Source organism: Nesterenkonia pannonica, assembly GCF_019575955.1.
In the GTDB taxonomy this organism is placed as follows: domain Bacteria; phylum Actinomycetota; class Actinomycetes; order Actinomycetales; family Micrococcaceae; genus Nesterenkonia; species Nesterenkonia pannonica.
The window spans coordinates 89,959-100,316 of the sequence record NZ_CP080575.1; the positions used below are offsets into that span (position 1 = coordinate 89,959).

General features: G+C 70.9%; 17 protein-coding genes and 1 pseudogene. 6 read left to right on the forward strand and 12 right to left on the reverse strand.

Annotated elements, in window-relative coordinates:
- Positions 1-123 precede the first annotated feature (123 nt).
- Together K0H76_RS00670 and K0H76_RS00675 are read left to right on the forward strand one after the other, a co-directional pair.
- A complete protein-coding gene (locus tag K0H76_RS00670; protein WP_258934084.1) occupies positions 124-903 on the forward strand; it encodes a glycosyltransferase in 780 nt (259 codons plus the stop codon).
- The gene (locus K0H76_RS00675) at positions 890-1,720 is read left to right on the forward strand and encodes a hypothetical protein (RefSeq protein ID WP_258934085.1); all 831 of its coding nucleotides are present in this window, start codon (positions 890-892) and stop codon (positions 1,718-1,720) included. The genes K0H76_RS00670 and K0H76_RS00675 overlap by 14 nt, the downstream gene beginning before the upstream one ends.
- Here the strand turns inward: K0H76_RS00675 and K0H76_RS00680 are convergent.
- The 5 genes and pseudogenes from K0H76_RS00680 to K0H76_RS00700 all read right to left on the reverse strand — a co-directional run.
- Entirely contained in the window at positions 1,669-2,760 is a 1,092-nt protein-coding gene (locus K0H76_RS00680) for a glycosyltransferase family 4 protein (protein WP_258935487.1), read from the reverse strand. The two genes, K0H76_RS00675 and K0H76_RS00680, sit on opposite strands and share 52 nt — an antisense overlap.
- A complete protein-coding gene (locus tag K0H76_RS00685) occupies positions 2,673-2,891 on the reverse strand; it encodes a hypothetical protein (protein ID WP_258935511.1) in 219 nt (72 codons plus the stop codon). The genes K0H76_RS00680 and K0H76_RS00685 overlap by 88 nt, the downstream gene beginning before the upstream one ends.
- A gap of 21 nt (positions 2,892-2,912) precedes the next feature.
- Positions 2,913-3,431, reverse strand: coding sequence for a glycosyltransferase (locus K0H76_RS00690; RefSeq protein WP_258934086.1), 519 nt, complete (start codon positions 3,429-3,431; stop codon positions 2,913-2,915).
- Positions 3,425-3,766: a glycosyltransferase gene (locus K0H76_RS00695; RefSeq protein WP_258934087.1), complete on the reverse strand. Its 342-nt coding sequence runs from the start codon at positions 3,764-3,766 to the stop codon at positions 3,425-3,427. Before K0H76_RS00695 ends, K0H76_RS00690 begins: the two co-directional genes overlap by 7 nt.
- 5 nt (positions 3,767-3,771) lie before the next feature.
- Positions 3,772-4,251: pseudogene (locus K0H76_RS00700) on the reverse strand (glycosyltransferase family 4 protein); the annotation flags it as partial.
- A 112-nt stretch (positions 4,252-4,363) separates the two neighbouring features.
- Between K0H76_RS00700 and K0H76_RS00705 the strand changes: the two are divergent.
- Positions 4,364-4,570, forward strand: coding sequence for a hypothetical protein (locus K0H76_RS00705; protein WP_258934088.1), 207 nt, complete (start codon positions 4,364-4,366; stop codon positions 4,568-4,570).
- Here K0H76_RS00705 and K0H76_RS00710 read toward each other — a convergent pair.
- The 7 genes from K0H76_RS00710 to K0H76_RS00740 all read right to left on the reverse strand — a co-directional run bounded on the left by K0H76_RS00710 (position 4,540) and on the right by K0H76_RS00740 (position 7,976).
- A complete protein-coding gene (locus K0H76_RS00710; protein WP_258934089.1) occupies positions 4,540-4,887 on the reverse strand; it encodes a hypothetical protein in 348 nt (115 codons plus the stop codon). The genes K0H76_RS00705 and K0H76_RS00710 overlap by 31 nt on opposite strands.
- On the reverse strand, positions 4,884-5,045 hold the full coding sequence (locus tag K0H76_RS00715) for a hypothetical protein (protein ID WP_258934090.1): 162 nt from the start codon (positions 5,043-5,045) through the stop codon (positions 4,884-4,886). The genes K0H76_RS00710 and K0H76_RS00715 overlap by 4 nt, the downstream gene beginning before the upstream one ends.
- Positions 5,042-5,371 (reverse strand): glycosyltransferase, encoded by a 330-nt coding sequence (locus K0H76_RS00720; RefSeq protein ID WP_258934091.1) that lies wholly within the window; start codon positions 5,369-5,371, stop codon positions 5,042-5,044. The genes K0H76_RS00715 and K0H76_RS00720 overlap by 4 nt, the downstream gene beginning before the upstream one ends.
- A gap of 1 nt (position 5,372) precedes the next feature.
- Positions 5,373-5,552, reverse strand: coding sequence for a hypothetical protein (locus K0H76_RS00725; RefSeq protein ID WP_258934092.1), 180 nt, complete (start codon positions 5,550-5,552; stop codon positions 5,373-5,375).
- Complete coding sequence (locus tag K0H76_RS00730; RefSeq protein WP_258934093.1) at positions 5,533-6,177, reverse strand: hypothetical protein; 645 nt, start codon at positions 6,175-6,177, stop codon at positions 5,533-5,535. The genes K0H76_RS00725 and K0H76_RS00730 overlap by 20 nt, the downstream gene beginning before the upstream one ends.
- A gap of 339 nt (positions 6,178-6,516) precedes the next feature.
- Complete coding sequence (locus K0H76_RS00735; RefSeq protein ID WP_258934094.1) at positions 6,517-7,395, reverse strand: hypothetical protein; 879 nt, start codon at positions 7,393-7,395, stop codon at positions 6,517-6,519.
- A gap of 392 nt (positions 7,396-7,787) precedes the next feature.
- Complete coding sequence (locus K0H76_RS00740) at positions 7,788-7,976, reverse strand: hypothetical protein (protein WP_258934095.1); 189 nt, start codon at positions 7,974-7,976, stop codon at positions 7,788-7,790.
- Between the two features lie 85 nt (positions 7,977-8,061).
- Between K0H76_RS00740 and K0H76_RS00745 the strand changes: the two genes are divergently transcribed.
- From K0H76_RS00745 to K0H76_RS00755, 3 genes are read left to right on the forward strand one after another with little or no spacing between them, the layout of a single operon-like run.
- Entirely contained in the window at positions 8,062-8,358 is a 297-nt protein-coding gene (locus tag K0H76_RS00745) for a hypothetical protein (protein WP_258934096.1), read from the forward strand.
- Between the two features lie 6 nt (positions 8,359-8,364).
- Positions 8,365-9,162 carry a glycosyltransferase gene (locus K0H76_RS00750; protein WP_258934097.1) on the forward strand — a complete coding sequence of 266 codons (798 nt, stop codon included), beginning with the start codon at positions 8,365-8,367 and terminating at the stop codon, positions 9,160-9,162.
- Positions 9,123-10,064: a glycosyltransferase family 2 protein gene (locus tag K0H76_RS00755; RefSeq protein ID WP_258934098.1), complete on the forward strand. Its 942-nt coding sequence runs from the start codon at positions 9,123-9,125 to the stop codon at positions 10,062-10,064. The genes K0H76_RS00750 and K0H76_RS00755 overlap by 40 nt, the downstream gene beginning before the upstream one ends.
- Positions 10,065-10,358: the final 294 nt, after the last annotated feature.

A 10,358-nucleotide genomic window follows, 5' to 3' on the forward strand; every position in this document is an offset into this window, starting at 1 on the left:
GCTGGCTCCTGCCGTGTCCGCCATGCAGGCGGATGCCGACGTGCTCCTGGCCAGCTCCTCCGGGTGGGCGCACGCCGTGCGCACCACCGGGCGGAAGGTCGTCTACTGCCATGCGCCGGCGCGGTGGCTGTACCAGCGGCAGCGCTACCTGGGCCCGTTCGAGGAGGCCTGCGGCAGAAGGCCCAGCACGCCCTCGCTGCCGCGGCTCTGGGCATCGTCTCTCCCGGGCTGCGCTCATGGGATGCGCGACGCGCCGCTGAGGCGGACCGCTACCTGGTCAACTCGACGGTCATCCGCGACGCCGTGCTCGAGACCTACGGCATTGAGGCGGAGGTGCTGCCGCCGCCGCCCGCCATGGAGCCGCAGGGCCCTGCTGAGCCCGTGCCGATCGCTGCGCCGTTCGTGCTCTGTGTGGCCAGGCTTCTGCCGTACAAGAACGTCGACGTCGTCATTCGCGCGGTTCAGCAGATCGCCGGGCTGAGCCTCGCCGTCGTGGGACTCGGACCGGACGCGGAGCGCCTCCGGCAGCTGGCTGCCGACTCTCCGAACATCCGCATCCTCGGCGGAGTCTCCGAGGAGGAGCTCCGCTGGCTCTACTCCGAGTGCGTGGGACTTGCGGCCGCCTCCTTCGAGGACTTCGGGCTCACTCCTCTGGAGGCGGCGGCGTTCGGGAAGCCCACCGCGGCTCTGCGGGCGGGCGGATACCTGGACACCATCGACCCCGACGTCAACGGAGTCTTCTTCGACGAGCCGCGCAGCGAGTCGGCATCGGAGGCGATCGCAGCCCTGGCGCAGAGGCGGTGGGACGCTTCTGCCATCGCTGATCATGCCGAGGGGTTCAGCCGCGCACGCTTCGCCCGTCGGCTTCAGCAGGTCGTCGATGAGACGCATGCTGCCGGGTGAGGCGATCCGCCGGATCCTCGCCGCGCTGATGCATGCCGGGGCGGCCCTCCTCTGCTTCGCGTACTTTGTGGGAACCCCGACAGGTCAGGCGCTCGACAACGCCGGGCTGGGGATGGACCTTGTGGGAATGCCGGAGGCCGAGAGGCTTCAGCTCTTCGACGGGGTGCGCGTGGGAGCGGTCCTGGCCCTCGCGGTCCTGGCCTGCGCCCTGGGTCTCTGGGCCCTGCTCCGCCGCCGAGCGGCAGCTGCGGCGGTCCTCGCCCTCGCAGCCGTCGGCGTCGTGGTCCTGGCCGGGGCTCTGCGGCGAGCGCTCATGCGGCCGGAGCTGGTCCCGGGCGGCTATGACTACAACACCTGGCCCAGCGGCCATGTGGCCGCGGCCTGCGCATTGGCCGTCGTCTGCCTGCGGCTCCTGCCCCCGGGTCGCCTCCGTCCCGCGGCCGCCCTGGTCGCCGCGACGGCTGTGGCCGCGGCCAGCTACGCCTCAGCCACCACCTTCGCCCACCGGCCCAGCGACACGATCGGAGGGGTGCTCCTGTGCGGCGCCGTGATGGCGCTGTGTCGGGCTCCCGGGCGCCGTCTTCGCAGCACATGGTGGGCGTGGACGGTGACGCTGATCATCGGGCTCGCCTCAGCGGCGCTGCTGATCCTCGGCCCTGCGCTGGACCCTCCGAACGCCTACGCGTGGGCGGCCCTGGGATGGGCGGCAGCGATGGGCTGCGCGGCCTGCGCTGTGCTGCTCCCCGAGTCGGCAGCGCCGGGCGTTCAGCCTGCATCGCCTCGCCTGCGGCGCGGCGATGCAGCGGCGAGCGCCTGACTCCAGACCTCGCCGCACACCGCTGCGGCGGAGGCTGCGCCGAAGCGCCTGCGAGCAGAGGCCGAAGCCTGCTGGGCCGCGGACTCGGCATCGCCGGGGTTGTCGATCACCCATCTCATCGCGGACGCCAGGCCGTGAGGGTCTCCTGGGGCCACCAGCTGCCCCAGCGGGGTCCGGAGCACCTCACCGGGTGATGGGGCGGGGACCGGGTCCGCCGCTTCCGTCAGGATCTCAGCCGCCCCATGCGGCTGCGGTCGCGATGACAGGCACTCCTCGGGCCATGGCCTCGGCGATGACTTGGCCGAACGGCTCCGGCACGGGGAGGCGTGGACCAGTGCGCTGAACCTGTCGAGGTCCGCCTCGGGACGGGCGGACCAGTAAGCGAAGCGGACCCGTCCAGCGAGATCCAGCTGCGAGGTCAGGTCCTCCAGCTGCTTCGCGTACTCATGGTCGTTGAACAGGGCTTGGCCCACTATGTGGAATGCCGCACTCGGATCGGCAGCCGCGACGGTGAATGCCGCCTGCAGGAACTCCCGCTGCCCCTTGGTGCTGCTGATGCGGCCGAGCATGCCGAAGACCGGTGTGGGCGGCGCCTGATGGGCCACGACGAAGGACTCTTCGGGCAGGCCTGGGTATGCGACCGCCACCCGCCCGGTAAGCAGCCTCACCAGCCGGGCCGTGGCATGCGAGTTGGCGACGACTCCGTGCGCGGTGCGGGCGAGCAGGCGCAGAGCCGGCACCGCCGCGGCGGGAAGATAATCGGCGCTGATCCGATCGTGCAGGTGCCACACCCACGGACAGCGTGCGCGACGAGCGGCCAGCGAGCCGAGGACGGCAGCCTTCAGCGTGTTCGCCACGACCAGCTCCGCCTGCTCCGCGCGGAGCAGCTGCGCCAGCCGTCCGACGAAGCCCCATGAGTCGCGGCCGGAGAGCAGCAGGGTTCGCGGATCCTTCAGCTGCGCCCGGCCGCGCGAGGCGGTCCGCTGCGCCAGGGGCAGGACCCGAACGGCGATTCCCCGCTGTCTGAGCTGACTCTCCAGCTCCCCGGGGAAAAGAGGATCACTGTGACCTGCCACCGAGGGTCGAGGGCCTCGAGCAGGCGCATCAGGGCGATCTCCGCACCGCCGGTCTCTGCGGTGTGCCCCAGAACAGCGACCCGGACCGGCGCCACCTCAGGCGCCCGTTCGTTCGATCACGGACCGGTACACGGCTTCGGTCCTCTCCGCCTGCGCCGCGGGAACGAAGATCTCCCGCTGACGCTGCCGTCCCTGCTGCGCCAGCGCGCCGCGCGCTTCGGGGTCGGCTGCCAGCTGCCGGAGGGCTGCCGCCGCGGACGCCGCATCCCCGGGACGGAAGCAGAAGCGGTGCGCCGGCTGCGGAAGGGTTTCGAGATGACCCCTGATCTGCTCGCCACCACCGGCAGCCCGACGCTCATCGCCTCCAGCACACCCAGCCCGAGCCCTTCGACGGCGCAGGGCGCCAGCATCAGCCCGGCCGCGCCCATCAGCTCAGAGACGTCCGTGCGCATCCCGAGGAACTCGGTCGACTGTGCGATGCCGAGCTCGGCGGCCTGCCGCTCCAGAGCGGGGCGCAGCGACCCGTCTCCTGCGATGCGCAGCCGCCAGCCGCGAGCGGCCAGCTCCGAGCGCGCAAAGGCCTCGATCGCCGTGGCGGTGTCCTTCTCGGCCTCCAGCCGCTGCGCGATCAGCACGACGGGCTCTCGCTCCGCGCTCGGCAGATCCGCGCTCGCCACCCCGGGAAGATCACCGTCGACGCACCCTCGACCCGGTCGGCGACGTACCCGCTGATGGCGATCTGCGCGTCCGACCGGCGAACGATGAGCTTCGCCGCCAGGCCTCCGAGGCGTGAGCTGCCCCGGGGGCCTGCGAAGTGCCGCGTCACCACCAGAGGAGTCCCACGCGTGGGGCAGTACGAGGCTGCCGCGGCCGCACACTCGGCGGCAGTCATGTGGGCGTGGACCACATCCGCGCCCCCTCCGGCCCTGATGAGCCCCTGCAGCACCTTCGGCACCGTCTGCCCCGGCATCCACGTCACTGGGGTAAGCCAGCGCCGGACGCATCTGGTCGGCGCCGCCGCCGATGACGACGACCGCATGCCCCTGCTGGGTCTGCGCCCGGGCGAGCACCGCCACATGCCTCTCCACGCCGGCGAACCCGTCGGACCGGATGACGTGAAGCACCCGAAGGCGGCTGCTCATAGCCGCTCCCCGTCCCGGATTCGAAGAGCAGCAGGTACTGCTGAGCCACCGCCTGCCAAGAGTGCCTCTCGGCGGCGGCTCTGGCGGCCTGCGACCGCGCAGATCTGTCGCCGCGCAGGCAGCGGCGTATGCTTACTGCGATGGAGGGCGCGTCCCTGGAGACGATCGTGCCGTTGGTCCCGTCGATCACCTCCGGCACACATCCCACCGGAGTGGCCACCACCGGGACCCCGCAGGCGAGCGCCTCCAGGACCACCAGCCCGTAGGACTCGTAGGCACTGGGCAGGACGAACACGTCCCCTGCCTGGAGGAAGGGCCGGGGTCTGCCTGCCTGCCGAGCAGGTGCACGCGCTCCGCGGCACCGGACTCTGCGGCGCGCCTGTGCGCGTCGTCGACCATGTCAGGGTGCCTCCCACCACGATCAGATGGAGGTCCGCAAGCTCCCGGAGCGCCTCGATCACCTGAGGGAGGCCTTTGCGGTCGAACTCATGGCCGATGAACACGGCGACCTCTGTGCTGGGGGCCAGCCCGAGCTGCTCCCGCACGTCTCCTCGCTGCTGAGGATCGGGCTGGTACCGGCTGATGTCCACTCCGTTGCCGATCACAGCGGCGGGCGGGCGCACCCGGGGTAGGTCCGCTCCAACGCGCTGCGCTCCGCCTCGCACAGGCTGATCACCGCGGAGTGGGTGCGCCCGGCGAAGCGCGCTGCGTCGCGGGCCCAGACGAACAGGTGGAGCGGGTTCCGGAGCATCCGAAGCGCCGCGCCGCCGCGGGCGCGCATCGCCTCGGCGGTGATGCCATGATTGACGTAGTAGTCCCCGGCGAGCGCATCGTTGTGGCAGATGCTCACCGTTCCCTCAGGCTGGCGAGCCAGCTCCCGTCCGGCCAGCACGCTGCCGACGGTGGAGAACCACACCACCCGCGCAGCGAGGGTGAGCCGCCCCTTCACCCCTCCGCCTGCTGCCGGCGGCAGGCGCCGCGCGCGTCGGCGAGCGTGAACCGGCTGGTCTCGACGCCCAGCTTCGCCCATTCCTGCTCCAGGTGGTACGCCACTGACTCCACTCCGCTTCCGGTGCGGATCTCGGGGGCGATCTGAAGGATCCTCATGCGGGCCGCCCGTCGTCCGCCATCGCCAGATGCTCCGCGAGGAAGCTCCAGGACAGGCTCCAGTCGTGGTGCTCGGCATAGCGGCGGGCGGCTCGTCCGTGCTCTGCCGCCGCATCCCGGTCGTCCAGGAGCTCCTGCAGGGACCGCGCGAGGGCGTGCGGATCCCCAGCGGGAAAGAGATGCTTGGGGGAGGCGATGGCTTCCGGGATGCCGCCGACGTCGCTGGCCAGCACCACCAGCCCTGATGCTTGGCCTTCGGAGACGGTCAGGCCCCATGGCTCGGGCCATCGTGAGGGGACGACGAGCACGTCCTGGGAGCGCAGCACCTCAGGGAGGGTGCGTCGGTCGACGGAGGAGGAACCTCACGGGCGAGGCGAGTCCGGGCGCGGTCTGCCGGAGCCTGTCTTCGAAGGCGCTCAGCGGCGCCTCGGGGTCGAAGCCATCGCTGCCGATCACGGTGAGGGCCAGGTCTGCTGTGCCGAGGAGCTCAGCGGCCTCCAGGAGCACGTCCGCTCCCTTGGAGGATGACTCGGCCGAGATAGGCGACCCGCAGCGGCTCTCCGGCCGCGCGGGTCCGAGGCTCCTGCGCGGCGGTGAACTGCAGGCAGTCGGCCGCATTGGGCACCACGACCACGCGGCGGTGCATCGCCCCGGGCAGCTGACGCTTCAGCCTCTCCGCCAAGAAGCTGCTCACGCAGACGATGAGGGCGACGTGGGCCAGCGCCGCTGCGGCCTCCCGCTGCGTGTAGGTCCGCAGGAGATCGTTGTGCGCGTAGAGCACCGCCTGATGACGAGTGTGGTCCACCAGCGGAATCAGCTGCACCAGATTGTGGGCGATCACGGTGCTGGGCGGCCATGTGCCCTGCTCCGCCAGCAGCGGCTTCAGCTCCCTGCGCTGGAAGGGCCTGGAGCCTGAGACGGTGCCGACCGCGGCGTCGATCACTCGGCGGCCGCGTCCTGGGGAGGGCGCCTGAGCGTATTCGCGGCAGGTGACCTGCGGATACCTGTCCGAGTAGGTGCCCTCGGCGATGAGCACGCCCTGCTCCGGCGAGCCGTCCTCGCGCGCTGCCGCACGGGTGAGGCCGTCGATGACGGTCGGCACGGCACTGCCGGTGCGGGGAGAAGTGGTCACCGGGTGTGATGGCGTGCAGGATCGGCCTCATGCCCACCTCCTTCCGCATCTGTCGGCTGGGCCTTCTCCCAGGCCATGACCCCACGGCCAGGTAGGCCATCATCCAGGGATGGCGGCCTGCCCGGCGACAGAAGAGGTCGAGCTGGCCCTGCACGAATCGGGCCACAATGACGGCGGCGGCGATCTGGCCGTAGCGGGCGGGAAGGGCGAGCACGACCCACAGGGTCGTGACGCACAGGACGACGAAGCCTGCAAGGCCCAGGAGCCCGGCCGAGGAGAGCATCTCGAGGAACGCGTTGGGCGGTTGGAAGCCTCCGTACTCCTCGGTGTACCACCACCTCAGCCCGACGCCGAAGATCGGGAGACCTCCCAGATCTCCAGCGAATCGTCGAACCACTCCAGCCGCTGCGCGACGGAGTTGAACGGGTTGGCCTCGGAGAGCTGGTCCCGCACGGAGTACATCACGTAGGCGACGGTAAGCAGGCACGCGAGCAGGAGCAGCCTCGCCCGTCCGCCCCCGTTCTCCCGCCGCCTCAGCGCCAGGAGCGCGACGACGACGAAGACGGACACCATGGCCTGACGCGATCCGGACGCGGCGATGCTTACCGCGCACAGCACCATTCCTGAGAGGGCCAGCGTCCGGTTCCAGCGGAGCCAGTCGGGACGGAGCCACAGCATCAGGAACGCGAAGGCCAGCGTGTTGCCGATGAAGTTCTTGTGCAGGAAGGGCAGGTACACCTCGCCGTACGAGCCGGTCTGCACCAGCATCAGCAGCCCTGCAATGACCGCAGCCGCAGCGATGCCGGCTGAGCCGACCACGTAGAGGGTGAGCGCGCCTCGGGCGTAGCCGCCCCGGCCCACCACCCAGCCCACGGCCAGGCCGCCCATCACCAGGGCGAGGACATGGAACCACTCGAGAAGATTCGCCAGGTAGGGATTGAGCAGCACCGTGGGCACCAGCATCAGCTGGAAGGCCAGCGCCGCCCACATCAGCGGCCTCATCCGAGAGGCGTCTCCTCCGCGCAGATACAGCAGAACAGCGGGAAGCAGCGCAATCGCGAGCACCAGATCGGACACGCTCACCGGCCCAGCCCGGACCATCACCAGGGTGGCGGGGAATGCCAGGACGGGCAGCAGAGCGATGTTGGTGGAGAGAATTCCCAGAGCGAGCAGCCCTACGGCCACAAGGACGAGGACGGTCTCGATGGGCACGTTCATCGGCGGGCCGCCTCCAGCTCAGGCAGCGCTCCCGAGCAGCTGCGCAGAAGCTGGTCGATGAGCCGGTCCAGCTCTTCGATCGCAGCTCGCCATGCGCGCGCTTAGCCGACCCATGGGGTCATCGATGTCGTCCGCCGCGCTGCTGCCCAGCAGCACGGTGCGGGAGCAGTAAGCTGCCGCCTGCCCGACCCATGCCTGGAAGTCGGCCCCTGGGGCGCAGGGTTCTCGTGGGCCCATCGAAGAAACTGTCTGAGGGGTGCACACGGGGCCACGTCTCCGGCAGCTCCGCCACAAGGTCACGAGCTTCGGCTCGCCCAGAGGTGAGGATGAGGTCCGCGCGAGCGAGCTGGTCGGCGTTCGCGCGGCGGCTGCGATGCTCCGAGAGGTCTATCTTAGGCCTGGGCCGCAGCGCGGATGCCCACCTGCGGGGTGAGCTCGCCGGGGCGCAGCAGCCCTGCGGACGAGACGGTCACGCCGAGGCCCAGCCGATAAGCCTTGTCCCGGGTGAGATGCTCGGCCAGCGGGGATCGGCACCGGTTGGCCCGGCAGAGAAAGATGAGCTCTGGAGCAGCGATGACCATAGCGGACCCATACCGTCCCTTCGCCGATCCGGGCGCCTCGTGTGTGTCATCATAGCCCCAATATCGGCTTACGGCTGGGGGCCTCATGACGGACTCAGAGACACATCAGCTGCGGGTGCTTCGGATTGCCCACCACGGCGTCGTCTCGGCCTGGAGGCAGCGGGAGCGCGAGCTGCGGCGCCTGGGGCTGCACGTCACCCTGGTCTCGGCGAAGCGATGGAACGAGGGCGGCCGCGACGTGCAGCTGGACCCGGGCGACGACGACTTCGTCCGGGGAGTGCGCACGCTGGGCCGGCACCCGAACGCCTTCCTCTACTCTCCGTGGGCGCTGTGGCGCCTCCTGGGCCAGCCCTGGGATGTGATCGATCTTCACGAGGAGTAAGCGTCCTTGGCGACGGCGGAGGTTCTGGCGCTCCGTCGGCTGCGGCGCCTGAGCACGCCCTTCACCCTCTACTCCGCCCAGAACATCCCCAAGCGCTACCCGGCGCCCTTCCGCTGGTTCGAACAGTATGCGCTGCGCCGCACCGCAGGCGTGTCGGTCTGCAATGCCGAAGCAGGCGAGATTCTGCGCCGCAAGGGCCTGCGAGCGCCTGCCCGGCTGATCGGCCTGGGAATCGATCGATCGGTGTTCGCACCCGCAGCCTCTGCGGGCCCGCAGCGCCCGCTGCGTGTGGGATACGCCGGAAGGCTGGAGCCCCACAAGGGAGTGGAGGTGCTGATCGAGGCGCTGGGCCGCCTCGAGGGCTGCACTCTGGAGCTCGCCGGTGACGGCTCGCAGCGCACGCACCTTCAGGAGCTGGCCCGTCGCACCGGCGCTGCCGACCGGGTGACCTTCAGCGGCCATCTCGGCGACCGGCTGCCGGACTTCTACCGACGGATCGATGTGCTGGCGGTCCCTTCGCTGCCGACGCCGGGCTGGCTGGAGCAGTTCGGCCGGGTCGTCGTGGAGGCGTTCGCCTCCGGGGTGCCGGTGGTCGCCGCAGACAGCGGCGCACTGCCGGAGGTGGTGGGGCAGGCGGGCGTTCTTGTGCCGCCCGGGGATCCGCAGGCGCTGGCCGACGGCATCCGTGAGGCGTCAAGCCCGTTCGCTGGGCGGAGCTCAGGGAGGCGGGCCTGGAGCGCGCCCAGCGGTTCGACTGGCCCGCTGTGGCAGAGGCCCATGAGGAGCTCCTTCGCACGGCGCTGAGCCCCGCAAAGGAGGGGCCCGCACCCCACGGGGAGGAGGTGCCGCCGCCCGAGATCGTCGTGGTCGCCTACGGCCCGACGCCGCCCCTGGCTGAGGCCCTGAGGCCGCTGGGCGAATACTCGGTGACCATCGTGGACAACTCGTCCTCGGAAGAGACCCGCCTGCTGGCGGAGAGGACGGGCGCCCGCTACATCGACCCGGGCGCCAACCTGGGATTCGGCACCGGGGTCAACCGGGGCCTTCAGGACCTGGCGGCCCGAGGACGCAGCGACCGCGACGTCCTGCTGCTGAACCCCGATGCCGCGGTGGCTCCGTCTGCGATCCGCCTGCTGCAGGATGAGCTGCGCCGCAGGCCCGAGCTGGCGTGCGCGGCCCCGGTCCAGCGTCACCCCGAGACGGGGCGGCCGGAGCGGGTCGCGTGGCCGTTCCCCAGCCCCTCAGGAGCATGGCTCGAAGCGGTGGGGCTGGGCAGGCTGGACCGTCGTGCGGGGTTCGTGATCGGTTCGGTGCTGCTGCTGCGGGCGGCTGCCGTCGCCGACGTCGGGCACTTCGACGAGAGGTTCTTCCTCTACGCCGAGGAGACCGACTGGCAGCGCCGTGCGGTGAGCCGAGGGTGGTCGACGGGGATCGTCCCCGCGGCGACGGCGACCCACGTGGGCGCCGGAACAGGCGGGGACTCCACCCGCCGGATGGAGATGTTCAACACCTCCCTGCTGGAGTACATGAGCAAGCATCACGGCCGACGGGGCGAGCTCAGCTATCGCACAGCGGTGCTCGGAGGAGCCCTGCTGCGCCGGATCCTCGCCTCCGGGGAGGTGCGTGAGCGCTCCCGGTGGAGGCTCGGGTTCTACACCTCAGCTCCTCGGCCCGCCGGAGCGCAGGAGCAGCCCCTGTGGATCTGATCGTCTGCTCCCTGGAGCCGTGGGACAACATCTGGCGCAGAAACCAGTTCCTCATCGACGGACTGCTGCGACGGGGTGAGGTTCAGCGGGTCCTCTTTGTGGAGCCCTCGTGCGATCCGATCCACCAGCTGCGACGCCGCAGAGCCCCTCGTCGCGGAGCAGGCCTCTCAGCGGTGCCCGGCTATGAGGACGCCTGCACCGCCTCGAGCTCACCAAGTGGCTGCCCCGCTCCGCCTACCCGCTGGCCGACTTCGGCCTGCGGCGCGGGGTCCGCTCAGCGGCCCGGCGACTGGG

Coding starts and splice junctions, on each gene's coding strand:
- K0H76_RS00675 (WP_258934085.1), top strand. CDS start 890: ATGCTGCCGGGTGAGGCGATCCGCCGGATCCTCGCCGCGCTGATGCAT.
- K0H76_RS00695 (WP_258934087.1), bottom strand. CDS start 3,766: ATGCCGGGGCAGACGGTGCCGAAGGTGCTGCAGGGGCTCATCAGGGCC.
- K0H76_RS00705 (WP_258934088.1), top strand. CDS start 4,364: ATGGAGGTCCGCAAGCTCCCGGAGCGCCTCGATCACCTGAGGGAGGCC.
- K0H76_RS00715 (WP_258934090.1), bottom strand. CDS start 5,045: ATGAGGATCCTTCAGATCGCCCCCGAGATCCGCACCGGAAGCGGAGTG.
- K0H76_RS00735 (WP_258934094.1), bottom strand. CDS start 7,395: ATGAACGTGCCCATCGAGACCGTCCTCGTCCTTGTGGCCGTAGGGCTG.
- K0H76_RS00740 (WP_258934095.1), bottom strand. CDS start 7,976: ATGGTCATCGCTGCTCCAGAGCTCATCTTTCTCTGCCGGGCCAACCGG.
- K0H76_RS00745 (WP_258934096.1), top strand. CDS start 8,062: ATGACGGACTCAGAGACACATCAGCTGCGGGTGCTTCGGATTGCCCAC.